Annotated in this window: 24 protein-coding genes; 7 read left to right on the top strand and 17 right to left on the bottom strand. The window is 66.8% G+C overall.

Annotated elements, in window-relative coordinates:
• Positions 1-318 precede the first annotated feature (318 nt).
• From dcp to arfB, 3 genes are all read right to left on the bottom strand, one after another.
• Entirely contained in the window at positions 319-2475 is a 2157-nt protein-coding gene (gene dcp, locus RTO53_RS05360) for a peptidyl-dipeptidase Dcp (protein WP_256775265.1), read from the bottom strand.
• Positions 2476-2625: 150 nt separating this feature from the next.
• Complete coding sequence (locus RTO53_RS05355) at positions 2626-3228, bottom strand: lysophospholipid acyltransferase family protein (protein WP_312236832.1); 603 nt, start codon at positions 3226-3228, stop codon at positions 2626-2628.
• Positions 3229-3232: 4 nt separating this feature from the next.
• On the bottom strand, positions 3233-3664 hold the full coding sequence (gene arfB / locus RTO53_RS05350) for an alternative ribosome rescue aminoacyl-tRNA hydrolase ArfB (RefSeq protein WP_256775266.1): 432 nt from the start codon (positions 3662-3664) through the stop codon (positions 3233-3235).
• 202 nt (positions 3665-3866) lie between these two features.
• Between arfB and RTO53_RS05345 the strand changes: the two genes are divergently transcribed.
• A complete protein-coding gene (locus RTO53_RS05345; RefSeq protein WP_312236836.1) occupies positions 3867-4367 on the top strand; it encodes a DUF2059 domain-containing protein in 501 nt (166 codons plus the stop codon).
• Positions 4368-4615: 248 nt separating this feature from the next.
• Here the strand turns inward: RTO53_RS05345 and RTO53_RS05340 are convergent, their stop codons facing one another.
• The 5 genes from RTO53_RS05340 to RTO53_RS05320 all read right to left on the bottom strand — a co-directional run bounded on the left by RTO53_RS05340 (position 4616) and on the right by RTO53_RS05320 (position 8891).
• Positions 4616-4879, bottom strand: a complete 264-nt coding sequence (locus RTO53_RS05340; protein WP_312236831.1) for a hypothetical protein — start codon at positions 4877-4879, stop codon at positions 4616-4618.
• Positions 4880-5221: 342 nt separating this feature from the next.
• Positions 5222-5998 carry a pseudouridine synthase gene (locus RTO53_RS05335; RefSeq protein WP_312236830.1) on the bottom strand — a complete coding sequence of 259 codons (777 nt, stop codon included), beginning with the start codon at positions 5996-5998 and terminating at the stop codon, positions 5222-5224.
• A 10-nt stretch (positions 5999-6008) separates the two neighbouring features.
• The gene (locus RTO53_RS05330; RefSeq protein WP_312236829.1) at positions 6009-6593 is read right to left on the bottom strand and encodes a class I SAM-dependent methyltransferase; all 585 of its coding nucleotides are present in this window, start codon (positions 6591-6593) and stop codon (positions 6009-6011) included.
• Position 6594: 1 nt separating this feature from the next.
• Positions 6595-8253 (bottom strand): ubiquinone biosynthesis regulatory protein kinase UbiB, encoded by a 1659-nt coding sequence (gene ubiB, locus RTO53_RS05325; RefSeq protein WP_312236828.1) that lies wholly within the window; start codon positions 8251-8253, stop codon positions 6595-6597.
• The gene (locus tag RTO53_RS05320) at positions 8250-8891 is read right to left on the bottom strand and encodes an SCP2 sterol-binding domain-containing protein (RefSeq protein ID WP_312236827.1); all 642 of its coding nucleotides are present in this window, start codon (positions 8889-8891) and stop codon (positions 8250-8252) included. Before RTO53_RS05320 ends, ubiB begins: the two co-directional genes overlap by 4 nt.
• A 143-nt stretch (positions 8892-9034) precedes the next feature.
• Here RTO53_RS05320 and ddlA point away from each other — a divergent pair, with 143 nt between their 5' ends.
• Positions 9035-10135, top strand: coding sequence for a D-alanine--D-alanine ligase (gene ddlA, locus RTO53_RS05315; RefSeq protein ID WP_312236826.1), 1101 nt, complete (start codon positions 9035-9037; stop codon positions 10133-10135).
• Between the two features lie 99 nt (positions 10136-10234).
• Here ddlA and RTO53_RS05310 read toward each other — a convergent pair whose 3' ends face one another.
• From RTO53_RS05310 to oleC, 3 genes are all read right to left on the bottom strand, one after another.
• Positions 10235-10390 (bottom strand): DUF1328 domain-containing protein, encoded by a 156-nt coding sequence (locus RTO53_RS05310; RefSeq protein ID WP_038691201.1) that lies wholly within the window; start codon positions 10388-10390, stop codon positions 10235-10237.
• Positions 10391-10451: 61 nt separating this feature from the next.
• Entirely contained in the window at positions 10452-11462 is a 1011-nt protein-coding gene (gene oleD, locus RTO53_RS05305) for a 2-alkyl-3-oxoalkanoate reductase (RefSeq protein WP_312236825.1), read from the bottom strand.
• A complete protein-coding gene (gene oleC, locus RTO53_RS05300; RefSeq protein ID WP_312236824.1) occupies positions 11459-13114 on the bottom strand; it encodes an olefin beta-lactone synthetase in 1656 nt (551 codons plus the stop codon). The genes oleD and oleC overlap by 4 nt, the downstream gene beginning before the upstream one ends.
• A 103-nt stretch (positions 13115-13217) precedes the next feature.
• Between oleC and RTO53_RS05295 the strand changes: the two genes are divergently transcribed.
• Entirely contained in the window at positions 13218-13643 is a 426-nt protein-coding gene (locus RTO53_RS05295) for a YkgJ family cysteine cluster protein (RefSeq protein ID WP_312236823.1), read from the top strand.
• Between the two features lie 174 nt (positions 13644-13817).
• Here the strand turns inward: RTO53_RS05295 and RTO53_RS05290 are convergent, their stop codons facing one another.
• From RTO53_RS05290 to RTO53_RS05270, 5 genes are all read right to left on the bottom strand, one after another.
• Positions 13818-14705 carry an alpha/beta fold hydrolase gene (locus RTO53_RS05290; RefSeq protein ID WP_312236822.1) on the bottom strand — a complete coding sequence of 296 codons (888 nt, stop codon included), beginning with the start codon at positions 14703-14705 and terminating at the stop codon, positions 13818-13820.
• Positions 14706-14708: 3 nt separating this feature from the next.
• The gene (locus tag RTO53_RS05285; protein ID WP_312236835.1) at positions 14709-15752 is read right to left on the bottom strand and encodes a Fic family protein; all 1044 of its coding nucleotides are present in this window, start codon (positions 15750-15752) and stop codon (positions 14709-14711) included.
• A gap of 220 nt (positions 15753-15972) precedes the next feature.
• On the bottom strand, positions 15973-16989 hold the full coding sequence (locus RTO53_RS05280) for a 3-oxoacyl-ACP synthase III (RefSeq protein ID WP_038691210.1): 1017 nt from the start codon (positions 16987-16989) through the stop codon (positions 15973-15975).
• A gap of 114 nt (positions 16990-17103) precedes the next feature.
• Positions 17104-17421, bottom strand: a complete 318-nt coding sequence (locus RTO53_RS05275) for a DUF4156 domain-containing protein (protein WP_312236821.1) — start codon at positions 17419-17421, stop codon at positions 17104-17106.
• A 144-nt stretch (positions 17422-17565) separates the two neighbouring features.
• A complete protein-coding gene (locus RTO53_RS05270; RefSeq protein ID WP_312236820.1) occupies positions 17566-20418 on the bottom strand; it encodes a pitrilysin family protein in 2853 nt (950 codons plus the stop codon).
• Positions 20419-20822: 404 nt separating this feature from the next.
• Here RTO53_RS05270 and RTO53_RS05265 point away from each other — a divergent pair, with 404 nt between their 5' ends.
• Positions 20823-21290 carry a hypothetical protein gene (locus RTO53_RS05265; RefSeq protein WP_312236819.1) on the top strand — a complete coding sequence of 156 codons (468 nt, stop codon included), beginning with the start codon at positions 20823-20825 and terminating at the stop codon, positions 21288-21290.
• A 43-nt stretch (positions 21291-21333) separates the two neighbouring features.
• Positions 21334-21810, top strand: coding sequence for a tRNA (uridine(34)/cytosine(34)/5-carboxymethylaminomethyluridine(34)-2'-O)-methyltransferase TrmL (gene trmL / locus RTO53_RS05260; protein WP_312236818.1), 477 nt, complete (start codon positions 21334-21336; stop codon positions 21808-21810).
• A gap of 78 nt (positions 21811-21888) precedes the next feature.
• Here the strand turns inward: trmL and RTO53_RS05255 are convergent, their stop codons facing one another.
• Entirely contained in the window at positions 21889-23052 is a 1164-nt protein-coding gene (locus tag RTO53_RS05255) for an acyl-CoA dehydrogenase family protein (RefSeq protein ID WP_312236817.1), read from the bottom strand.
• A gap of 421 nt (positions 23053-23473) precedes the next feature.
• Between RTO53_RS05255 and RTO53_RS05250 the strand changes: the two genes are divergently transcribed.
• Together RTO53_RS05250 and RTO53_RS05245 are read left to right on the top strand one after the other, a co-directional pair.
• Positions 23474-25150 carry an electron transfer flavoprotein-ubiquinone oxidoreductase gene (locus RTO53_RS05250; protein ID WP_312236816.1) on the top strand — a complete coding sequence of 559 codons (1677 nt, stop codon included), beginning with the start codon at positions 23474-23476 and terminating at the stop codon, positions 25148-25150.
• Positions 25150-25527: a c-type cytochrome gene (locus tag RTO53_RS05245; protein ID WP_312236815.1), complete on the top strand. Its 378-nt coding sequence runs from the start codon at positions 25150-25152 to the stop codon at positions 25525-25527. The genes RTO53_RS05250 and RTO53_RS05245 overlap by 1 nt, the downstream gene beginning before the upstream one ends.
• Positions 25528-25530 lie beyond the last annotated feature (3 nt).

Genomic DNA, 25530 nt, shown 5'->3' with positions numbered 1-25530 from the left:
TCCTCCTTTATTTCGCCTCCAAGGGCATGGGGCCCCAGCGCCCGACCCACCGACCCGCTTGGCTTCTACCTGCTTACCGCAAGCGAGCCCCGTAGCGGCCGGTAGGCTCCTGGGCAAAATAAAGGAGGAGGCCGCAACGCGGCCGGGGGACATTTGCACCAGGGGCCTACCGGCCGCTACGGGGCCCTCGAGCTCGCAGAGAATCCCAGCGAAGCCGCCACCCCCAAAAAAAACGGCAGGGTTTCCCCTGCCGTTTTCGCTTTCAGCATGCACCGGTGGAAGGTCCGACTCACGGTCGGCCCCCCAGGGTTCACGCGGTTACTTCAGACCGCGATTGACCAGCAGCGGTTCCACCGACGGATCCTTGCCGCGGAACTCGCGGTACAGATCGGCCAGCTCCACGCTGTTGCCGCGCGAGAGGATCTTGTCGCGGAACACCTGGCCGTTCTCCGGGGTCAGGCCGCCATGCTCCTTGAACCACTCGAAGGCATCATGGTCCAGCACCTCGGCCCAGAAGTAGGCGTAGTAACCGGCCGAATAGCCACCGCCCCAGATGTGGTCGAAGTAGGTGGTGCGGTAACGCGGCGGCACCTGCGGCAGGTCCACCTTGAACTTCTTCAGCGCCGCCGCCTCGAACGGGGCCACGTCCTGCAGCGGCGCGTCGGCCGGCTGGGTGTGCCAGGCCAGGTCGAGCAGCGCCGCCGACAGGTACTCGGTGGTCGCATAGCCCTGGTTGAAGGTACGTGCCTTGAGGATCTTGTCGACCAAGGCCTGCGGCATCGGTTCGCCGGTCTTGTAGTTCTTGGCGTAGTTGGCGAAGACCTTCGGGTCCAGCGCCCAATGCTCGTTGAACTGCGACGGGAACTCGACGAAATCGCGCGAGGTGCTGGTGCCGGCGATCGACGGGTACTTCACCTTCGAGAACATGCCGTGCAGCGCGTGGCCGAACTCATGGAACATCGTGGTCACATCATCGAAGCTGAGCAGCGCGGGCTGGCCGGCGGCGGGCTTGGTGAAGTTGCACACGTTGTAGACCACCGGCTTGGCACCGGTCAGGCCGTCCTGCTCGACGAACACGTCCATCCAGGCGCCACCGGACTTGCTGTCACGCTTGAAGTAGTCGGTGTAGAACAGCGCCAGCGAGGTGCCGTCCTTGTCGAACACTTCGTAGACCTTCATGTCCGCGTGGTAGGTCGGGATGTCGGTGCGCGGCTTGAAGGTGATGCCGTACAGCTGGGTGGCGGCGTAGAAGACGCCGTTCTGCAGCACGTTGTCCAGTTCGAAGTACGGCTTGATCTGCGACTCGTCCAGGTCGTACTGCGCCTTGCGCACCTGCTCGGCATAGAAGTCCCAGTCGGACGCGGCGAGCTTGAAACCGCCCTTCTGCGCGTCGATCACCTTCTGCATTTCGCCGATCTCGCCACGCGCCTTGGCGGTGGCCGCCGGCACGGTGTCGGTCAGCAGCTTGAGCGCAGCGGCCGGGGTCTTGGCCATCTGGTCGGCCAGGCTGTAGGCGGCGTAGTTGTCGAAGCCGAGCAGCTTGGCCTTCTGCGCACGCAGCTGGGCCAGCCGCTGCACGGTCTGCCGGGTGTCGTTGGCATCGCCCTTCTCGGCGCGGGTTTCGGAGGCCTTGAGCACGGCGGCGCGCTGGTCGCGGTCGCTCAGCGAGGCCAGCACCGGCTGCTGGGTGGTGTTCTGCAGCGGCAGCACGTACTTGCCGTCCAGCTTGCGGTCCTTGGCGTCGGCGGCGGCGGTGTTGATCGCATCCTCGTCCAGACCCGCCAGCTTGGCCTTGTCATCCACCACCACCGCACCGGCGGCCGTGGCGGCGACCAGGCGGGTGTGGAACTGGGTGGCCAGCGTGGTTTCTTCCACGTTGAGCTTGCGCAGCGAAGCCTTGTCGGCATCGTTCAACTGCGCGCCGGCACGCACGAACTCCTGGTAGTCACGCTCGACCAGGCGCAGCTGCACCGGGTCCAGGCCCAGCGACTGGCGCTGGTCGTAGACACTCTTGATGCGGGCGAACAGCTTCGGGTCGAGGTTGATCTCGTCCTGGTGGTCGGCCAGCTTCGGGGCGACCTCTTCCTGGATCTTCTGGCGCGCCTCGTTGGTATCGGCCTGGACCAGGCCGAAGAAGATGCGCGACACGCGGGTCAGGGTCTCGCCGCTGCGCTCCAGCGCTTCGACGGTGTTGTCGAAGGTGGCCGGTTCGGGGTTGTCGGCGATCTTGCGGACTTCGGCCAGGTGCTGCTTCATGCCTTCATTGAAGGCCGGCAGGTAGTCACTGTCCTTGATCTTGTCGAACGGCGGCGCCTGGAACGGCAGCGTGCTGGCGCTCAACAGGGGATTGGTGGACGCATCGGCCGGCTGCTGCGCGGCGGGGGTCGGGGTATCGGTCACGGGGGTGGACTCCTTGCCGGAACAAGCCGCCAGCGCCAGGCTGATGGCAGCGGCCAAAACTACGGTACGCGACATGAAACGGGCTCCTTGGAATGGGATGCGGCTGCGGAAAACCGCAGCCGATCACCCTACTCCGATTGCCCGGAAGCGGCATGTGCCGGACGTGGCGCATGGCTGTGCGGGCTCCGCCCTGAACGGCCCCCCCCGCGTGGGCCCGTCCAGGCCTCAGACGGTGCCGCGGTTCTTGCCCTGCCAGGGCCGGTAGTAATCGCGGATGGCGGCCATGTCGGCGGCGTCATCGCCCGTGGAATAGAAAAGCGGGCCGATCCCGATGGTCTTTTCCGGGTAGTGGAAGTACGCCGCCAGCACCGGCACGTCGGCCATCCGCGCGATCTTCAGGAACCCGGCCTTCCAGTGCGTCACCGCCTTGCGGGTGCCTTCGGGGGTGATCGCATACCACATGCGCTCGGAGCCACGGATCAGGCTGACCGCCTGTTCCACCGTGCCCTGCGGCGAGCTGCGGTCCAGCGGGATCACGCCCAGGGCGCGCAGCAGCGGCGACAGCGGCCACCAGAACAACGAGGCCTTGCCCAGCACCTTCACCTGCATGCCCAGCGCGATCTTGGCCGCCATGCCCCAGAACCCGTCCCAGTTGGAGGAGTGCGGAGCGATGATGAAGACCAGCTTGGGCACGTTCGGGAAGGTGCCCACCACTTTCCAGCCACCCAGCCGCAAGGTGCAGCGCGCCAGCCAGCGGAGGAAGCGGTTGGGTTTGACCTGCGGCATGTTGGGCGGAACGGCCGGCAACAGCGGACTTCGGTTGTTCAAGCAATCACTCCCAATTGCGTGTGGTGCGGCCGCGCTTGATCTGCGCGCGGCCCTTTTTTTCATCCAGGCGGCGCAGCTTCGCCCCGTACGACGGCTTGGTGGCCACGCGCGGCTTGGGCACGCTGAGGCTGGCCTGGATGAACTCGGCCAGCCGCTCGCGCGCATCCTCGCGGTTGCGGTCCTGGGTGCGGAAACGCTGGGCATCGATGACCAGCACGCCCTCGCCGGTCATGCGCCGGTCGCGCCGGGCCAGCAGGCGCGAGCGCAGCGGCTCGGGCAGCGAGGGCGAGCCGGCCACGTCGAAACGCAGTTCCACCGCGGTGGACACCTTGTTGACGTTCTGCCCGCCGGCACCACTGGCGCGCACGAAACGCTCGACGATTTCCGCGTCGGGAATCGACAGATGTGCGCTGACGGTGACTGGTCCGGTACCCATGGGCGGCATTGTAAAGGCAGGACGCGTGCCGAGGGTGAGCCCAACATCCCCGATGACGCCGATAACGTCCGCAAAATGCAGCCTGATGACATCCCGGCGGGTATCCTCGGGACTCCAAGCAACGCAGGATGCTCCGCACATGCTTTCGATCCGTCCGCTGACCCTTACCGGCCCGACCCCTCGTGGCCTGATCCGCCTGGGCCTGGTGCTCGCCCTGGGCCTTGCCGCCGTGGCCCCGGCCATTGCCGCGCCGCCGTCCGATGCCGACATCAACCGGCTGCTGGCCGCCTCGCGCGCGCAGACCATGCTGGACAGCATGCTGCCGCAGATCGAGGCGATGCAGCGCCAGCAGTTCCAGCAGGTCGCCCAGCAGCGCCAGCTCGATGCGCAGCAGCAGGAACAGATGAAGCGCATGGAGGCACGCACCACCCAGACCATCCGCCAGGCGCTGTCCTGGCAGCAGCTGCGGCCGATGTACGTGGACCTCTACAAGAAGAGCTTCAGCAAGGAAGACGTGCTGGCGATGGCCGAGTTCTACGAGAGCTCGGCCGGACAGAGCCTGCTCGACAAGACCCCGGCGCTGATGCAGAACGTGATGGTGGCCATCCAGGAAAAGATGCAGCCGCTGTTCGTGGACCTGCAGAAGGACCTGGAAGAAATCATGAACGAGAAGCCGGCCTCAGCCACTCCCCCGGCCCGGTAGAGGCTCCTACTATTGAATTATTGCTAGCGCGCTCTCCTACGCCTCGCTTGGACGGCAGCGAAAATGCTCTGTCTGAATATCCAAAGTCCGGCACCTTGGACTACCACTGAGAACGCAATCAGTGCTTTCAATCCAATCCACCAACCGGAATTCAAAGCACACAGCGATGCAGGTATGAGCGATACGAAAGCCATTCGCGTTGCGAAGTGCACGTAGGCCGACAGGGAGGTTCTCATGATAGTCGGCCCTTACTTGTTGATTCGCTTTTCTGCATATGATGAGGCGCCATCTACAGTGATCTGTGCCCCCTTCTGTGAAGCGGAGGTGGCTGCCTCCGTGATCTTTCCACCCTGCTGCACTGCAGCTTGCGTCGTTCTTCCCACATGACCGGCCAACTCATTGCTCGCGGCCATCGACTCAAGCTTTGCTGCGCTCTGGAGGCCTATTTTCGCGCCAGCGCCGCTACCCGCCGCACCAGCGGCGACCGCCACGGCTGCTTCTTTGGAGCTCACCGGCTGTCCGGTTAACTGCGCCTCGGCTACCTTGCCAACACCCGAAGCGGCCCCACCTACCACAGCAGTACTTGTTACCGCAGCTGTGGTTGTTACAGCCCCGGACATTGCTGCCTTGGCGATGATGCTACCCACGCCGCCTGTCACAGCACCGACGGCAGCAGAAACGCCTACCGCAGTCCAATTGTCGACAGGTTGGCAAGTCTGAAGCTGGTTGCACGCCCGCTTATTCCAAATGGACGCGAGGGGACTCATCTCCATCTTTTGAGGCCAGCCGGCGGTAACGCGGCAGCTCAGTCAAGCTAGACCAAACGTAAATTCCTGGCAACGTGGTCTGTCGGCTTACACCGCGTCCCAGCCGAACAGATCCATCGCCTTGCGGAATTCCCCCTCCACCGGCGCGCTGACGTCCATCGCGGTGCCATCGGGGTGCGGGAAGCGCAGGCGTTCGGCGTGCAGCAGCATGCGGTGGATGCCCTGCATGCGGAAACTGCGGTTGTGGCGGCCATCGCCGTGGCTGGTGTCGCCGATGAGGTGATGGGACAGGTGCTTGAGGTGGCGGCGGATCTGGCGGAAGCGGCCGGTCTGCGGTTGGCAGCGCAGCAGCGCGTAGCGCGATGTTTCGAACTCGCCCACCGGCACGGCGATCTCGCCCACGGCCACGCGCTGGAAATGGGTGATGGCCTGCTTCTTCACCGGCTTGCCGGGGCCGCCATCGAGGTCATGGTCGACGGTGAAGCTGTCGTCAGCCGGCCAGCCACGGCAGATCGCCAGGTAATCCTTGGTCACATCGCCGCCCATCAGCGCCTTGCCCAGCACACTGGCACTTTCGCGGTCGAAGGCCAGCAGCAGGCAGCCGCTGGTGGCGCGATCGAGCCGGTGTACCAGGAAGATCGGCTTGCCGAGCTGGTCGCGCAGGCGGTTGGCGAGGAAGTCGTCTTCGCCACGGGCCAGCTTGCTGTCATGGACCATCAGCCCCGCCGGCTTGTTGACCACGGCCAGGCGATCGTCCAGGTGCAGCAGCTGCAATGGGGGCGCGGCGGGCGCGATGGCGGATGCGGTGTCGGTGTCGGTGTCGTTCACCGACCGATTATCCCCGCCCGTCGCGGGTAGCGCCATCCAACGCGATTCAGGCGACGTCGCGCACTGCGATCAGTTCGCCGTTGCCGATCGGCACCCGCACGCAATTGAACTGCGGATCGCGGCGTACCTGCGCCGCGAACGCCGCCATCTGCCCGGCATGCGAGACCGCGTTGTCGACCACCAGCAGACCACCGGGACGCAGCACGCGACGCAGGTCCGGCCACCAGCCCAGGTACTGGCTGCGTTCGGAATCCAGGAACAGCAGGTCGCTGCTGGCCTCGGCCGCAGCGCGCAGCCAGGCACCGGCATCGGTGTGGACCAGCTCGATATGCGCGGCCAGGCCGCTGCGGGCGAAGGTGGTTGTCGCCAGGGCGATCTTGTCGGCGGCGTATTCCAGCGTGGTGACCTGCCCGCCGATGGCAGCGCACGCTTCGGCCAGCCACAACGTGGAATAGCCGTTGGAGGTGCCGATCTCCAGTACCCGCCGCGCGACGGTGGCACGCACCAGTACACCCAGCAGCTCGCCGGTATCCGGGGTGATGTTGAGCATGCGCTGGGCGCGCTCGGTATGGGTGGCGTCGTTGTCGGCGCCGAAGCGGGCCAGTTCGTCCTTGAGCGCCTGCAGCGTCATCTCAGCGGCGCCACCACGCGCTGGCCAGCGAGAACAGGCCCGCCGCGCCGCTCACCCAGCTCCACACCGGTGCATCGCCGAAGTACCAGCCGCCCGGCTGCATGCCGTACAGCACCGCCGCGACGATCAGCAGGCCGACGCCGGCGATCGCGGCGACCGCGCGCTTCTGCAGTTTCTGCAGGTTGGTATTGAGCGCGACCAGATCCTGCGAGCGCATTGACAGCTCGTGCCCGCCTTCCACCTGCTGCTTCAGCCAGGCGTGCACCAGGCGCGGCATGTCCGGGGTATGGGTCATGATTTCCGGCAGCCGCTTGCGCAGCTCCTTCAGTACCCGGCGCGGGCTGTAACGCTCGCGCAGGATGCGTTCGAGCACCGGCCGGGCCACCGCCCAGATATCCAGTTCCGGATCCAGCTGGCGGCCGACGCCTTCGATGTTGAGCAGGGTCTTCTGCAGCAGGATCAGCTGCGGCTGCAGGGTCAGTTCATAGCGCTGGGCCACGCGGAACAGCTTGATCAGCACTTCGGCCAGCGAAATCTGCGACAGCGGCCGGGTGAAGTAGGGCTCGCATACCGAACGCGCCGCCGCTTCCAGCTCGTCGATGCGCACGTTGTCCGGCATCCAGCCCGCTTCAACGTGGAGCTCGGCCATGCGCCGGTAATCCTTGTTGAAGATCGCCATGAAGTTCTCGGCCAGGTAGTACTGATCTTCCTGCGAGAGCTGGCCCATGATGCCGAAATCCAGCGCGATGAAGCGCGGGTTGTCGCGGCGCGCCGGGTCCAGGTCGACCCAGATGTTGCCGGCGTGTGCATCGGCGTGGAAGAAGTTGTCGCGGAACACCTGCGTGTAGAACACCCGCACGCCCTTGGCGGCGAGCGCCTTGCGGTCGATGCCGGCCTTGTCCAGCGCAGCGATGTCATCGGACGGAATGCCCCACACCCGCTCCAGGGTCAGCGCACGTTCGGCGGTGTGGCTCCAGATCACTTCCGGCACGTACAGGTCGTCCGAATCCAACCAGTTGCGGCGCAGCACGCTGGCGTTGGCGCCTTCGCGCTGCAGGTCCAGTTCGGCGGCCAGGGTGTTCTCGACCTCGGCCACCACTTCGCGCGGGCGGATCCTGTCGGCGCGCGGATGGGTCCGCTCCACCAGCGCAGCGGCCGAGGTGAGCAGGGCGATGTCGGCGTCGATCTGCCGTTCGATATCCGGGCGCAGCACCTTCACCACCACCTGGCGACCATCGACCAGCGTGGCGGCGTGGACCTGGGCGATCGAGGCCGAGGCCAACGGCTGCAGGTCGAAGCTGGCGAACGCCTCGCTGACCGGGCGGCCGAGCGCCTGCTCGACGATGCGCTGGGCGGTGGCGCCGTCGAACGGCTTGACCCGGTCCTGCAGCAGGGTGAGCTCGTTGGCCACATCGGCCGGGATCAGGTCGCGGCGGGTGGACAGGATCTGGCCGAACTTGACGAAGATCGGGCCGAGGTCCTGCAGCGCCAGGCGCAGCCGGGCACCGCGCGACTGCGCGGCGATGTCGGCCGAGGCACGCGGCACGAACGGCTTGGCCAGGCGCAGCCAGCGCTCCAGCGGAGTGTCCTGCAGCAGATCATCCAGGCGGTAGCGCAGGATCACCCGACCGATGCGGGTGGCGCGGAACATCGCCTTCATGCGCGCACCTGGCGCAGGCGCTGTACCCGGACGGCGATGCGTTCCACATCGTCGCGCATCACATCCACGTCGTCGTGGAAGGCTTCCAGTTCTGCTCGCGGTACCACGTCGCGGGACTCCTCGGTGACATATTCGGCGGCGCTGTGCGCCAGGTCGGACGCGCCACGGCGCGCATGCTGCAGCGCCGAGCGCAGGCTGTTGGCGATCTGCACGCCCAGCACTTCGCCGAACACGCGCACGAACGGCTGCTGCCAGTCCGGATCGAAACGGCTGGCCAGCTGCTGCAGGCGTCGGGCCAGCTCGGCATCGCCGGAGACCCTGACCCGCCCCGCCGGCGCATCGCCGCCGCGGCGGGCGTTGGCCAGGAACGGCAACTGCGCAAGCACGCCGCCCAGGGTGCTGCGCACCGCCAGGTCCGGCTCGTGCCGCGCATCCACCGGTCCCACGGTCAGGCGCTCGCCGTCGACCCCGATGCGCATCGCCAGCGAGGGCGATTCCAGGGTCAGCGCGATGTGCCGGCCATCCAGCGCGGCCAGCGCGCTGCGCGTGTCCGGGTCCAGCGCCAGCGCGCGGTTGAGCGCCAGCTGCAGCGCATTGCCGGCCAGCGGCTTGAGGGAACTGAGGAAGGAACGGGCCATCGCTGCATTCTACTCGGCCCGTGGCAGTGCCGGACCGCCGTACGTGCGCCGAGGCTGACGCGAGCATGAAGCCCGGGTCCACCGCAAGCCGCTGACTGGTTCATGCTATCGACCCACAGATCAGGCGCAGGAGCAGCAACAGGATGGGCAAGACCCGGGTAGGCATCATTTTCGGCGGCCGTTCGGCCGAACACGAAGTGTCACTGCAGTCGGCGAAGAACATCGTGGACGCATTGGACAGGACACGCTTCGAGGTGACCCTGATCGGGATCGACAAGCAGGGCCAGTGGCACGTCAGCGACCCGCAGGCCTTCCTGCTGCACGCCGAGGACCCGGCCCGGATCGCGCTGAACCGCTCGGGCAACGCGGTAGCGGTACACCCCGGCGTGGAGCGCCAGCAGCTGGTGACGACCGACCCGGCCACCGCACTGGAGCAGATCGATGTGGTGTTCCCGATCGTGCACGGCACGCTGGGCGAAGACGGGTCGCTGCAGGGCCTGCTGCGCATGGCCAACCTGCCGTTCGTGGGCTCCGGCGTGCTCGGCTCGGCGGTGGCGATGGACAAGGACGTGGCCAAGCGCCTGCTGCGCGATGCCGGGCTGGCGGTCGCACCGTTCGCCTGCTTCAACCGGGCCAGCGCAGCCAATGCCGACTACGCCGCGCTGGTCGCGCAGCTGGGCTCGCCGCTGTTCGTCAAACCGGCCAACCAGGGCTCGTCGGTCGGGGTGAGCAAGGTGGGCAATGCGCAGGAATTCCACGAGGCCCTCGCACTGGCGCTGTCCTACGACCACAAGGCGCTGGTGGAAACGGCCATCGACGGCCGCGAGATCGAGTGCGCGGTGCTGGGCAACGACCATCCCCAGGCCAGTGTCTGCGGCGAGGTGGTGGTGCACGACGCGTTCTACTCGTATGACACCAAGTACATCAGTGAGACCGGGGCCGATGTAGTGGTGCCGGCGGCCATCAGCGACGCCGACCAGCAGCGCATCGGCGACATCGCGGTGCGTGCCTACCAGGCACTGGACTGCGCCGGGCTGGCGCGTGTGGATGTGTTCCTCACCCCTGCCGGCGAGGTGGTCATCAACGAGATCAACACCCTGCCCGGCTTCACCCGGATCAGCATGTACCCCAAGTTGTGGGCCGCCAGTGGACTCGATTACACGGCGCTGATCACCCGATTGCTGGAACTGGCCCTGCAACGGCATGCGCAGGAGCGTGCGCTGCGCAGTTCGATCACGCCCTGATACGACGACGGCCCGACGCGCTTTCGCACGTCGGGCCGTCGCAAGGCATTGCCTGGGGCAATCCGCACCGGAGAGAGGTAGCGCGGGTTACCCGGCGGACTAGCCTCGCTTGCGGAACATCGACACCACGGCCAGGATCAGGAAGACCACGAACAGGATCCAGGCAATGTTGCTGGCGGCACCGGCGATGCCGGAGAAGCCAAGCACCGCCGCGATGATGGCGATGACAAAAAAGATAACGGCGTAATGCAGCATGTCGATCCTCGCGTAATGCGTGCCGGATTGGCGTGCTGCAATCTTCACCAAACCGCGGTGTTCAGGAAGTGATGGCGTGCTGTGCGTGCGATGAAGACTTCAGCCTCGTGAGGCCTTCGTCAATGCTCACCTGCGGCACGTAGCCGAAGTCCCGGCGCGCCGGCGCCATGCTGTACCAGTGCGGGGTGCACAGCTGCTCGGCGAGGAAGCGGGTCATCGGCGGCTCGCCACGCAGGCGCAGCAGCGGCCACAGCCGCTCGGCCACCGCACCGATGCGGTAGGCGGTCCTGAAGCTGATCGACTTGTGCACGGCCGGCGCGCCCACGGCGGCCAACAGTTTGTTGAGCAGTTCCTTCATCGGCAGCGGTTCGCCGTTGGAGATGAAGTACGCCTTGCCTGCGCATGCCGCGCCCGGGGCGAGGTGTTCGAAGGCCAGGAAGTGCGCCAGTGCGGCGTTGTCGATGTAGGTGGTATCGACCAGGTTGCTGCCGTCGCCGACGAAACGCAGCCGGCCGGCGCGCGCGCGCTCGGCCAGGCGCGGCACCAGCTGCTGGTCACCCGGCCCCCAGATCAGGCGCGGGCGCAGCGCCACGGTGGCCAGGGTGGCATCGTTGGCGGCCAGCACGCGCTGCTCGGCAAGGGTCTTGGTGGCCGCATACGGCGCCTGGAAGTCTTCGCCGTAGGGCACTTCATCGGCGCCCAGGCCTTCCACCGGGTGGGTGGCGCGATGGGTCACGCTGGGCGTGGAGGTATAGACCAGCTTGTTGACGCCATGCGCGCGGCAGGCGGCGATCACGTTGTCGGTGCCGACCACGTTGGCCTGGAAGTAACTGTCATAGCTGCCCCACGCGCCGGCCTTGGCCCCGTTGTGGAACACCGCATCGACGCCCGCCACCGCATGCCGCACCGCGTCGGCATCGGCCAGGTCGCCGCGGATCTGGCCCACGCCCAGTGCCGCCAGCGGCGGATAGTCGCCACGATTGAAGCTGAGTACCTGGTGGCCACGCTGCACCAGCCCACGGCACAGCGCCTGCCCGAGGAAGCCACCACCACCGGTCACCAGGATTTTCATGCGTGCGTACCCACTTGGGTTGCGGCCCAGACGGTCAGCTTCTCGCGACCGATCTTGGCGTTGTGACGGATATCGACCGGGAAACCCGGATGGATCAGGAAAACGTCGATGCGGGCGGTATGCGCGTGCGCATCGGCCTGGCGACGCAGGCGCTCGCGCAGCGCCGGCGTGTCGGTACTGCCGGCCTGCAGTTCCACGCACAACACCGGGCGCTGCACGCCCACGGCGCCGACCCCGACCAGTGCGGTGCGGGCGATGCCGTCGAGGGCATTGAAGACCGGTTCGACCTGTTCGGTGTACATCGGGCCCTGCGCGGTTTCCAGGCGCTGGGTCTTGCGCCCACAGAACCACAGCCGGCCCTGCGCATCGAAGTAGCCGACATCGCCCATGCGGTGCACCACGCGCGCGCCGCCATCGGCCTGCACTTCGCCGATCTTGGCCGCGGCGGTGGCCTGCGGGCGGTTGAAGTAGCTGTCGGTCGCGGTGGGACCGGCCACGGTGATCTCACCGACCTCGCCCACGCCCACCTCGCGGACCTGCGACCAGTCAGGTAGCGGTGCGTCGTCGATGGCGATGATGCGTACCTGGTTGGGTGCGACCACGCGCCCGACGCAGGTGCCCGCGCCGGCTTCGGTGGCCTGGCGGGTGCTTTCCAGCTCGCGGCCTTCGATCACCGCCACCGGCAGGCATTCGGTGGCGCCGTAGGGCGTCCAGAACTCGGCGTCGGCGGGCAGCAGTCGGCGGATCCGGGCGACCACGTCCGGCGGCACCGGCGCGCCGGCCGAGGTCACCCGGCGCACGCCCGTGAGCGGCTGGCCATGGTCGGCCAGCACGCGCATCAGGGCGGGCGAACCGAACAGCTGGGTGATCCCGAAGCGGGCGATCGCATCGTGCAGCTTGCGCGGGTCGGCCTTGGCCGGGCGCGTGGGGTCCATGTCCGGGATGACCGAGGTCAGCCCCAGCGCCGGATCGAACAAGGCGAACGGCGGGAAGGTCGGCAGGTCGACGCCGCCAGGCTCCATGCCGAACGCCGACCGCAGCAGCTCGACCTGGCCCACGAAATGGCGGTGGCGGTAGACCACGCCCTTGGGCACGCCGGTGGAGCCGCTGGTGAACAGGATCGCGGCGACGTCATCCCCGTCGGTGGCCGCCATCGGCTGCGGCGCGCGCGCGCCTTCGGCCTCGATCCGGGCCAGCGTGGTGCCACCCCAGCCCCAGCGCCGACCGACGGTCACCAGGGTCTTCACCCCGGGGCACCAGCGCAGTACCAGCCGCGCCACATGGGCCAGGCCGATGCCGATGAAGGCCTGCGGCTGCGCCTCGTCCAGGCACTGCTTGAGCGCGCGCTTGTCGATGCCGGGGTCGACCAGCACCGGCACTGCGCCGTTCTTGAACAGCGCGAACATCAGCAGGAAGAACTCCGGCGAGGGCCGCACCATCACCACCGCGCGCACCCCGCGGCCGATGCCGTGGGCAGCCAGGCCGGCGGCCATGGCGTCGCTGCGCGCGTTGAGGGTGCGGTAATCCAGGGTCACGTCATAGGCGGCCATGCCGCCCGCACCGGGCTTTCCGGGGCAGCGGATGGCGATCTGGTCGGGGCGTTCACGGGCCAGCTCGGGCAGGCGCGCGGCAATGTTGGTGGCGGCGTTCATCCGTTCATTGTCGCCGCTGCAGAAAAATCTTGCGCGGGCGGCCACGGCGTGGAAAATTCGCGGCCTTCCCTCCTGCTCGATTGCCGCCCAAGGCCGGTCCCCCATGTCCCATCCCTGCCTCACCTGCGGCGCCTGCTGCACCCAGTACCGTGTGGCGTTCCACTGGATGGAATCGGACGAGGTCACCCCCGGCGGCGTGCCGCACGAACTGACCCAGGTGCTGGACCCACACCGCCTGTGCATGCGCGGCACCCTGTCCAAGCCGGTCTACTGCGTGGCGCTGGATGCGCAGATCGGCGGGTATTCACGCTGCACGATCCACCCCAACCGGCCGAGCGTGTGCCGCGAGGTGGATGCATCGTGGGAATACGGCAAGGCCAGCCCGCAGTGCGACAAGGCGCGCGTGGCGCACGGCATGCCCGCGCTGACCCTGGCCGACTGGCGGTGGCGGGACGCGGCAGACAATGATGATGACCACCCCGACGACAACGGCAATTCGCCGGCGCCGCAGGCACCGATCGCGGCGTGAAGGCGCGCGTCCGGGAGGGGTGGCCCGGCGCGAAGGGCAGCCGACCAACGGTCGGCTCTACGGGTGGGGGTTCCGGCCCGGTCAAACGTCAGTGCCCTGTGACCGGTTTCGATCCGATCCAACGTCGTGCCCACCGGTTGCTGGGTAGGTGACGACCGTTGGTCGTCACCCGGGTCAAATCGGGTTTGCGTCCAGAAACGCGCGGATCTTCGGCACCAGCACCTCATGCTTGTCTTCCAGCACGTAATGCCCGGCGTCCTCGAAGGCATGCACCTCGGCCTGCGGCAGCGCAGCCTGGAAGCCTGCCAGGAAGTGATGGTCGAACACGAAGTCGCGCAGGCCCCAGCCGATGAAGGCCGGGCGGTCGGCGTAGCTGGGCAGCGTCTGGCCGGAACGCGCCAACAGTGACCACGCCTTGTCGGCCGGCGACAGCGGGATGTCCTGCATGAAGCGGATGGTGCTGATCCGGTTGGCGTAGCTGTTGTACGGCGACACGTAGGCACGGCGCACGTCGGCCGGCATCTTCCGCTCCACGCCCAGCCACGAGGCACCGGCGGAGAACGCGTTGAAGGTGCGGATGATCCACTCCCCCACCTTCCAGTGACGGCCCAGCGCGATCTGCCACGGCATTTTCTTCGCCGCCGGCATCGGGAACGCCGCCGTATTGAGCACGACCAGGCGCTTGACCTGCGCGTGGTGCGACAGCGCCCAGCCGAAGCCGATCATGCCGCCCCAGTCGTGCACGGCCAGGGTCACCGGGCCGGTGATGCCCAGGTGCGTGAGCAGCGCGTCCAGGTCGTCCACGCGCGACTGCAGCGTGTAGTCGTAGTGCGCATCGTCGGGCTTGTCCGACAGGCCCATGCCGATGTGATCGGGCACGATGCAGCGGTATTTGTCCGACAGCCCCGCCACCAGCGTGCGCCAGTAATAGCTCCACGACGGATTGCCGTGGACCATCACCACCACCTCGCCATCGCGTGGGCCTTCGTCGAGATAGTTCATCGACAGGCCGGGGCGAACGTCGAATTTCTTTGGACCAGCGGGATAACCAGGAAGATTCATTTTTCACCGCTCCTGCGGCAGGACATAGCGCTCAGGCGCATGAGTGTTGTCGGACAGAAGCCGCAGGTAGGCCGGGTGCAGGAACAGCTTTTCCTTGCCCATGCGCTGCTCTTCGAGCACGCCGATATCGACCAGGTCGCGCAGGTAACGCGCGGCGGTTTCGCGCTTGGCGATCCCCGCGTCGACAACGTTCTGGATGCGGCAGTACGGCTGGCTGAAAAGGACATCGATCAGTTCACGGCTGTAGGTCTTTGGCCGCTGCTGGCGAACCCACTCGCAGGCCTGTTCGTGCAGGTGGCCAATTGCATCGATCTTGGCACTGGTCCAGCGCGCGGTGTCGGCAACGGCATCGAGAATGTACGCCACCCACGGTGCCCATGCCCCCTCGCAGGTGACCGCAAGCAGCAGCCGATAGTATTCGGCCTTGCGCTCGATGATGTAGCGCGACAGGTACAGCACGGGTCGATCCAGCAGGTCCTGCTCAACCAGCATCAACAGGTTGAGCACGCGGCCGGTACGGCCGTTGCCATCGGTAAACGGATGGATGGCGTCGAACTGATAGTGCGCCACTGCCATGCGGATCAGCGGATCGATGTCGCCGTGGTCGTGGATGAAACGCTCCCAGTTCGCCAGTTTCTCGCGCAGCAGGGATTCACCCGCAGGCGGGGTATAGATCACCGCGCCGGTGTGCTGGTTGGCCAATGCCGTGCCCGGCACGCGTCGCACCTGCATCTCCACGTTCTTGATGCGGCTGCAGACCACCTCGGCAGTCCGCGTCGAAAGCGGGCGCTCGGCAAGCGACTGAAACCCTTCCTGCAGCGCACTGCGATAACGCAATGCTTCACGCGTGGCCGGGGTAGCGCCGTCCTGGTGATCGGCAAAGCGGAACAGCTCGTCAGCCGTGGTGACGATGTTCTCGATTTCCGAACTTGCCTGGGCTTCCAGCAGCGGAATGGTGTTGATCAACACCGCCGGATTGGGCAGATGTTCCGTGGCACGGCGCAATGAGGCCAGCGCCTTGTGCGCCTCGATGCAGGCCTTGAGCAGGTCCCGGGTTTCGAGCTCGGCTGTCGGCGGCAGCAGCGGCAGATCGTTGTAGGGGCGCTGAAGATCCACGCGGACGCCTCATGTCGATGGAATCGACATGATGCCGACCACATGTCGAAAAATATACAGAATTCGTACATGAATGCGGGGCGGCGATGGATCACGCCGTCCCCGATGCAACGCAGGCCAACCCCAGCGACTGAGGTCGGCCCCGAGTCCGTTACCAGACCACTTCGGCCATCGAGCAGTTCAGGCCCGAGCCGATGCCGAGCAGCGCGATGCGATCGCCCTTCTTCAGCCGGCCCAGTTCCTTGAGCTTGCTCAGCACGATCGGCACCGAGGCCGGACCGATGTTGCCGTGCTCACCGAAGATGGTCATGACCTTCTTCGGGTCGATGCCGAAGTTCTTGATGAACGCGGCGGTGTGCGGCTGGCTGACCTGGTGGATGACGAACTGGTCCAGTTCGTCCACCGCCCAGCCCAGCGCTTCGCGTGCGGCCACGAAGGTCTTCTGGGCCAGCTTGATGCCCTCGATCAGCAGCATGCGGGTGTCGGTGACCATGCGGTCCAGGTTGCCCCGGCACAGCTGGTTCCACTCGGTGGCCGAACGGGTGACGCCACCGCGGTAACGCGGCGCGTCGGGCACCAGTTCGGTCCGCGCCATCACCATGGCGGCGGCACCGCAGCCCAGGGTCAGCGCGGCCATCTCGTTGCGGAAGTCGTCGGCGGTCACGCCCGGCAGGGCCATGCGCTCGAGGGTCTTCTCGTAGACGAGGTTGGCGGTTTCGCCATCGACGATCAGTGCGTAGTCGATCTCGCCGCGCTCAAGCATGCGCGCGGCGATGTCCATGCCGTTGATGAAGGCCAGGCAGGCATTGGCGACGTCGAAGGTCATGCACTCATCACCCACGCCCAGGTTGCCCGAGACGATGCTGGCGGTGGACGGTTCCAGGTAGTCGCGGCTGACCGAGGTGTTGACCAGCAGGCCGATCTTGTCGGCGCCGATCCCGGCGTCTTCCAGCGCCTTGCGCGCAGCCAGGGTGGCCGCATCGGAGGCGAGCATGTCCGCGTCCCACAGGCGACGGGCGTGGATGCCGGCGATATCGCCGAGCACGTCGGTACGGATGCCCAGACGATCCAGCGTCGGCTGCAGACGTTCGTTGATTTCCTTGGACGTCAGCGTGTGCGGCGCGTCGATGTGCGCCAGGCCGGCGATAGAGACATTCTTGAAGAGCATCAGTTAGCGCCAAGGCTCAGGCAAAGGGGGCGCTATTGTAAGCCGGCCTTGCCTTCACCGCACCTTTACGAATTCACGCCCGGGCGTATGGTGCGCGGCCGGGCGCTGAAGGGTTCAGCGGGGCGGGCACTGGAAGGCCAGGAAACGCTGGCTGCCATCGGCCGGCTGGCCGCTGGCCTGGACGGCATTGGCCCCGGCGCTGGGGGCTTCGTTGCGTGCCAGGGTTTCCAGTTCTTCCTGCACGCGCAAGGGGTTGCGGTTGTAGAAGGCGACTTTGCTCTTGACCGTCACCACCACCTCGCCCTTGCTCTGGCAGGCGCCCGGCACCTGGCCAGGAGGCAGCACGCGCACGGTCTTGCCCACCGGTTCGATCGGCACCCACGTGCAGGCGGTGGCGCTGAGGGTAAGCAGGGAAAGCAGGAGAAGGCGCATGCGGGAAACCTGGCTGGGCGACAGAAGGGGAGTGTGCGGGAAACGGCTGAATCGGGGGTGATGGGGTGCCGGGCGATTGCCCGGCACCGCGCATCTGCTGGTCGTGGGTTGCTGGCCAGCGGGGTTGCCGGCCAGCGGCCGGCACTACCGGGCGGGGGCCACTTCTTTGCCGTCGGCGTCGATGATGTGGACCTCGCCGAGGTTCAGCGCGCGGACCTCCTTCTCGGTCTGCTTCAGGTCACCGACCACCACCCAGGTGAGGGTGTTGGGGTCCAGCGTGGCGGCCGCCTGCTGCACCTGGGCCGGGGTCATCGCCTCGATCTCGGCCTTGCGCTTGAACACGTAGTCGTCCGGACGCTGGTAACGCACGATACCGCTGATGGTGCCGAGCACCGCGCTGGCGGTTTCGTATGCTCCGGGCAGGCTCAGCGTCTGGATGTTGCGGATGCGCGCCACTTCGGCGGCGGTAGCCGGCTTGGTCCCACTGGCGAAGTCGCGGATCTCCTTCTGCATTTCCCGCATCGACTCGGCGGTCTTGTCGATCTGCACCGGCGCACGGGCGCCCCACGGGCGCTGGCCCAGGGTGTTGCTGGCACTGCTGCCGGCACCGTAGGACCAGTGCTTCTCCTCACGCAGGTTCATGTTCAGCCGCGAGGTGAAGTCACCGCCGAGGACGCCGTTGGCGATGTCAAAGCGGGTGCTGCCCGGATCCATCGCCGAGGGCACCACCTGGCTGGCGAACAGGTTGGCCTGCACGGCGCCGGGCTGGTCGATCAGGTACACGCGGGTGTGGGTCGGGCGGGCCACATCGACCGGTGCCTTGACCTGCGGAGCAGTACCCTGGCCCTTCCAGTCACCGAACTGACGCTCCAGCAGCGGCACGATTTCCTTCAGGGTGGTGTCACCGACCACGATCAGCGTGCCCTGCTCGGGACGCAGCGCGTCACGGTGGAAGTCGACCAGGTCCTGGCGGGTCAGCGACTGGATGTCGGCTTCATTGCCACTGCCGGTGAACGGGATCGCGTACGGATGTCCGGCCCCGTACAGCAGGGTCGGCATCACCCGCATCGCCGCGGCGCTCGGGTTGACCTTCTCCTGCTGGATGCCGGCGATCCAGGTCGCCTTGACCCGGTCGATCTCGCCCTGCTCGAACCGCGGCTGGCGCAGCATGTCCGCATACAGGGCCAGCGACGGGGCCAGGTTTTCCTTCAGTGCCGACAGATAGACGCTGGCGCTGTCCAGCGATGCCGACGCACCCAGGCTGGCGCCGAGGGCATCGGCGGCATTGGCGAACGGCAGTGCGCCGAGCTTGCCGGCGCCTTCGCCCATCAGGTCCATGGTGAAGTTGGCGGTGCCCTGCTTGCGGCCCTGGTCGGCGGTGAAGCCACCGGGGAACTCATAACTGAACTGCACCACCGGAATGTCGTGGCGTTCGGCCAGGATCACCTGGGTGCCGTTCTTGAGCGTGGCGCGGTGCAGCTGCGGGAACTTCAGCTCCGGGAAGGTCCTGGTCTGCGGTACGCCGGTGCTGCGGTCGACCTGCTTGGGCAGGGTGGTGAACTTGGGATCCACGGCCGGCACGGTGAACGGCTTGGGCGATGCCGACGGCAGTTCGGCCAGCGCAACGCGCGCGCCCGGCTCGACCACCACGGTGTGGTCGCCCACGCCCAGCCACTTGGCACCGGCATCGCGCACATCGGCGGCGCTGACTGCATCGATGGTTGCCAGCGACCGGCGGAAGCAGCCCGGATCGCCTTCGAACACGGTGCATTCGGCCAGCGCATCGGCCTTGCCGCCGAAACCACCGATACGCTCGATGCCACGGATGAAGCCAGCGCGGAACGCGGTCTTGCCACGGCTCAGTTCGTCGGCGGTCGGGCCGTCCTTGACCAGGCGCTTGATCTCTTCATCGATGATCGCCTCGACCTTGGCCGGGTCCACGCCCTGCTTGACCGTGGCCATCACCACGAAGTTGGAGCCCAGCTGCGAGCTGTAGGCGCCGGCGCTGATGTTGTCCACCAGCTTGTCCTGATGCAGCAGGCGCTGGTCCAGGCGCGAGGACTTGGCACCGCCAAGCACCTGGGCGAACAGCTGCAGCTGGTCCAGGTCGGTGGTGCCGACCTGGGCCACGTTCCAGGCGCGGTAGATACGCGCCTGCGGCACCTTGTCGGTCATCACTTCGCGCGTGCTCTTCTCGCGCTTGGCCACGTCCACTTTCGGCTGGGCCATGCTCGGGCCGGCCGGGATGTCGCCGAAGTATCTGGCGACCTTTTCCTTGGCGGTGGCCAGGTCGATGTCGCCGGCCAGCACCAGCACCGCGTTGTTGGGGCCGTACCAGGTACGGAACCAGGTCTTTACGTCGTCCAGCGACGCTGCGTTGAGGTCGTTCATCGACCCGATCACGCTGTGGTGGTACGGGTGGCCTTCCGGGTACATCGCGCGGGTCAGCTTTTCCCAGACCTGACCGTAGGGCTGGTTCTCGCCCTGACGCTTTTCGTTCTGCACCACGCCGCGCTGCTCATCAAGCGCGGCCTGGTCGATCGCGCCGAGCAGGTGGCTCATGCGGTCGGACTCCATCCACAGCGCCATGTCCAACGCGGTGGTCGGCACGTTCTCGAAGTAGTTGGTGCGGTCGGTGTTGGTGGTGCCGTTCTGGCCGGTCACGCCGACCTGCTTGAAGGGCTCGAAGTACTCGCCGTTGTGGTTTTCGCTGCCCTGGAACATCAGGTGCTCGAACAGGTGCGCGAAGCCGGTGCGACCGGCCGGTTCATCCTTGCTGCCCACGTGGTACCAGATGTTCACCGCCACGATCGGAGCCTTGCGGTCGGTGTGCACCACCACGCGCAGGCCATTGGGAAGGGTGAACTGCTCGAACGGAATGTCGACCTTGGCCGGCGTGGCGGGCTTGGCCAGCACGGGGGCCGGCACGAAGCTGCCCAGGGCGGCGGAGAGCGCTACAGCCAGCAGCGCGGCACGCGGACGGAGTTGGACGGTCATTCCGGTTCCTTGGTCATGAAAGTGAAGGTCGATGCTAGCGCGTGGCGGGCGCCAGCGGCATCCGCCAACAGTCATTCCCGTTATCGGGGAACTTTCCTGCGCCCGGGCACCGTTGATAGGCCGGCTCACCCGTTCTTGGGCACCACGCCGCGGACACAGTCGCGCTCGGCGCGGACAGGTGTCCGGACAGCGGACACCCTGTATTCCACAAAAAACCCTTTTGAATCAACCACTAAAAGTTGGCACGGCACCTGCTTGGTACTGGGTGAGGCAACGCAGCGAACAGATCGAAACTGACTGCTCGCTGAACAAAAGCAAGAAAACGCAGATTGTTCTTGCAAGCCCCGAATCGGTGTACTACCTTACTACCACACCACTGCCCACCAACACTAAACAGGCCCGCCATGAACACCAAGACCCTCGCCATCGCCATCGCTCTCGCCGCCGGCTCCGCGTTTGCTTCGAACGTCCAGGCCGCCTCCATCGCCACGCTGGAAACCGTGCAGGTTCGCCCTTCGGCGGATCAGATCGCCCAGGCCGAGGTCGAGCGCAACAGCGCCATCCCGACCCTGGCCCTGGTGGAAGTCCGCCCGACCGCTGGCCTGATTGCCGACTACCGCGCCGAACTGGCCGGCAGCCGCCACGTCACCACGCTGGCCTCGGTGGAAGTGCGCCCGACCGCCGAACAGCGCCAGGCCCTGGCTGCCGAACAGGTCAACGGCCGCGATTACGTCGCCACCCTGACCGCCGCTGCCACCGCCGTCGCCCATGACGTGATCGTCAACCTGCCGGCCCTGCAGGTGCGTCCGTCGGCCGCCGATCTGCAGGCCCTGGCGCTGGAAACCGCGGTCCAGGTGCTGGTCCGTCCGTAACCGGTTGCTGCGGTAACCCGCAGCAGCCGCGTAAACTGCGGCGATGACCGCGCCCACGTTCCACGTCATCCTGTTCCAACCCGAAATTCCGCCGAATACCGGCAATGTGATCCGCCTCTGCGCCAACACCGGCGCGCGGCTGCACCTGATCGAGCCGCTCGGTTTCGACCTGAGCGACAAGCAGCTCAAGCGCGCCGGCCTGGACTATCACGAATACGCTCGACTGCAGGTGCATCCAGACCTGGATACCGCCCTGCAGGCCATCGCACCCAAGCGTCTGTTCGCCCTCAGTACCCGCGGCAGCGTGCGTTACGACACCCAGCAGTTCGAAGACGGCGATGCCTTCCTGTTCGGCCCGGAAACCCGCGGCCTGCCGCAGGACCTGCTCGACGCACTCCCCGATGGCCGGCGCCTGCGCCTGCCGATGCAGCCGGACAACCGCAGCCTCAACCTGTCCAACACGGTGGCGGTGGTGATGTACGAGGCATGGCGCCAGAACGGGTTTGCCGGCGGAGCGTGACAACACGCCGCCACCTGCGGTGATGTCGCGTACCGTGTAATGCCGGCCGCTGTCCGGCTCCCGACACGACCTATCCGCTCAAAACGCGTTGATTCCGGTCAGCTCGCGGCCGATCACCAGCTGGTGCACGGTCTCGGTACCTTCATAGGTGATCACCGATTCCAGGTTCAACGCGTGCCGGATCGCCATGTGTTCGGTGGTGATGCCCGCGCCACCGAGCAGGTCGCGGCATTCGCGCGCGATGTCGATGGCCATGCGGCAGTTGTTCCACTTGGCCAGGCTGACCTGCTGCGGGTGCAGCTGCCCGGCATCCTTCAAGCGCCCCAGCTGCAGCGCCAGCAGCTGCGCCGTGGTGATCCGCCGGGCCATGTCGGCCAACTTGATCTGCGCGCTCTGCGTGGCCGCCACCGGGCGACCGAACAGGACGCGTTCCTTGGTGTAGTTCAGTGCCTCGTCCAGGCAGGCCACCGCCGCCCCGATCGGGCCCCAGCTGATGCCGTAGCGGGCCTGGTTCAAGCACCCCAGCGGCCCTTTCAGGCCCTGCACGTTGGGCAGGCGGTTACGCTCGGGCACACGGACGTTGTCGAAGAACAGCGCACCGGTCAGCGAGGCACGCAGGCTCATCTTGTGCTTGATTTCCTGGGTGGTGAAACCGGGCATGCCCTTTTCCAGCACGAAACCCTGGATGCCGTCTTCGGTGTGCGCCCAGACGATGGCGATGTCGGCCACCGGGCCGCTGGTAATCCACATCTTGCTGCCGCTGACCACCCAGTCGCCGCCGTCGCGTACCGCGCGGGTCTTCATCGCCGCCGGGTCCGAACCGCCATGGGCCTCGGTCAGGCCGAAGCAGCCGATCACCTTGCCGGCGGCCATGTCCGGCAGCCAGCGCGTGCGCTGTTCCTCGCTGCCGTAGGCGAAGATCGGATACATGCACAGCGAGCTCTGCACCGAGACGAAGCTGCGCAGCCCCGAATCGCCGCGCTCCAGTTCCTGGCAGATCAGGCCGTAGCTGACCGCGTTGAGCCCGCCGCCGCCGTACTGCTCGGGCAGGCTGGAGCCGAGCAGGCCGAGCGCGGCGATTTCCGGGATCAACTCGTCCGGGAACCGGCCCTGGTCGAACGCATCGCCGATGATCGGCAGCACGCGCGCATCGGTGAAGCGCGCCACCGTGTCCTGCACGGCACGCTCCTCATCGGTGAGCAGGGCGCGGACATCAAACAGGTCGTACGGATTCAGTGACATGGCTACCCGGAGGTGAAGGCGATCAAACAGGCGTCCATTGTGGTCGCTGCACCGCGTCCGGCCAAGGCACGCCGCAGCACGGTCGAGGTGGCGTCGCGACCGCAGGTGCCGCCGACCCGCACAGGTAGAGCCACGCCATGCGTGGCTGGCAGACACCGGCAACGCCAGCCGCCGCAGCAGCCACGCATGGCGTGGCTCTACCCGCGCTCGGGTAACGGGTGCATTGGATTGGTGCGCCGCACCATCGCCGCGTGTGAAGCGTGCGCTCACGTGACGTCAACGTCGGCGATCTAGGCGGAAACGCCGCGTCCGGCTACCCTGCACACCTGATCCAGTAGTTGCGCCGTCTGCCGCGCGCGCGATTCCCAGGCAACCGCCCGCGGCTTTGGCCAACGGCACTACCCAAGAGTTACGCACCCCCATGAGCGAAGAGACCCCCGTCCTGCCCCCGCGTGAAGCCATGGAATTCGACGTGGTGATCGTCGGTGCCGGCCCTGCCGGCCTGGCCACCGCGATCCGCCTGCGCCAACGCGCGATCGAGGCCGGGCGCGAGCTGTCGGTATGCATCCTGGAGAAGGGTTCCGAGCCGGGTGCGCACATCCTGTCCGGCGCGATCATGGACCCGCGCGCGCTGACCGAGCTGTTCCCGGACTGGGCCGAGCGCGGTGCGCCGCTGAAGCAGAAGGTCACCCGCGACGAGTTCCTGTTCCTCAGCGAAACCGGCGCGCGCGGCACCCCGCATGCGCTGCTGCCGGAGTGCTTCCACAACGACGGCAACTACATCGTCAGCCTGGGCGAAGTCACCCGCTGGCTGGCGCAGCAGGCCGAAGCGCTGGACGTGTCGATCTTCCCCGGGTTCCCCGCCGCCGAAGTGCTCTACAACGCCGAAGGCGCGGTGATGGGCGTGGCCACCGGCGACATGGGCATCGAAAAGAACGGCAGCCCCGGTCCCAATTTCGAACGCGGCATGGAACTGCATGCCAGGTACACGATTTTCGCCGAAGGTTCGCGCGGCCACCTTGGCCGCCAGTTGATCGCGCGCTACCAGCTGGATGCCGGCAAGGACCCGCAGGCCTACGGCATCGGCATCAAGGAACTGTGGCAGATCGATCCGGCCAAGCACGAGCCGGGCCTGGTGGTGCATGCCGCCGGCTGGCCGCTGGACAATGCCACCTATGGCGGCGCGTTCCTGTATCACGCCGACGGCGGCAAGGTGTCGATCGGCTATGTGGTCGGCCTGGATTACAAGAACCCGTGGCTGAGCCCGTTCGAAGAATTCCAGCGCTTCAAGACCCACCCGTCCATCCGCAAGCACCTGGAAGGCGGCAAGCGCATCGGCTACGGCGCCCGCGCGATCACCGCCGGCGGCCTGATGTCGCTGCCCAAGACGGTGTTCCCCGGCGGTGCGCTGGTCGGTTGCGAAGCCGGCTACCTCAACGTCAGCCGGATCAAGGGCAGCCATGCGGCGATCAAGACCGGCATGCTGGCCGCCGATGCAGCGTTCGATGCGCTCGCCGCCGATCGTCAGCACGACGAACTCAGCGCCTACCCGGTCGCATTCGAGAGCAGCTGGCTGCATGACGAGCTCAAGCAGTCCAAGAATTTCAAGCAGTGGTTCAAGAAGGGCCAGACCGTGGCCACGCTGATGACCGGCATCGAGCAGTGGCTGCTGCCCAAGCTGGGCATCCGCAACCCGCCGTGGACCCTGCGCCACAGCACCCCGGACCACGCCTGCCTGGAGCCGGCCGACAAGCACGCGAAGATCGTCTACCCCAAGCCCGATGGCGTGCTTACCTTCGACAAGCTCAGTTCGGTGTTCCTGAGCAGCACCAACCATGCCGAAGACCAGCCCAGCCACCTGACGCTGAAGGATGCCAGCGTGCCGGTGCGGATCAACCTGGCCGAATACGCCGGCCCGGAAGCGCGCTACTGCCCGGCCGGGGTGTACGAATTCGTCGGTGCGCAGGGGCAGGAGCAGCTGCAGATCAATGCGCAGAACTGTGTGCACTGCAAAACCTGCGACATCAAGGACCCCACCCAGAACATCGTCTGGGTGACCCCGCAGGGCGGCGGCGGCCCGAACTACACGGGCATGTGATGCGCCACGCCTGGCTGCTCGGGGTCGTGCTGTGCCTGTGCGCGTGCACGCGCGCCCCACAGACGCCCGAGCAGGTGCATCAACAGCAGCTGCAGCGCGCGTTCGCGATCTGCGCTGGATGCCACACCGTCACTCCTGGCGGTGTGCATCGCTTCGGCCCCAACCTGCACGGGGTGGTCGGGCGTCGCGCCGGCAGCCTGGCCGACTACCCCTATTCCACCGCGATGCGCCAGGCCGACATCACCTGGAGCGCGGACACCCTGGATACCTTCCTGCGCGCGCCGGCTGCCGCGGTGCCGGGGTCGCGGATGGTCAATGCCACCGCCGATGCGGAACGCCGGCGGCAGGTGATCGAGTACCTGCAGCAGGCGCGCTGACCT

Origin of the sequence: Stenotrophomonas sp. (assembly GCF_031995405.1) — a bacterium.
Taxonomy (GTDB): domain Bacteria; phylum Pseudomonadota; class Gammaproteobacteria; order Xanthomonadales; family Xanthomonadaceae; genus Stenotrophomonas.
The sequence above is the reverse complement of the archived record's forward strand: the minus strand, read 5'-3'. Positions and strand labels throughout refer to the sequence as shown.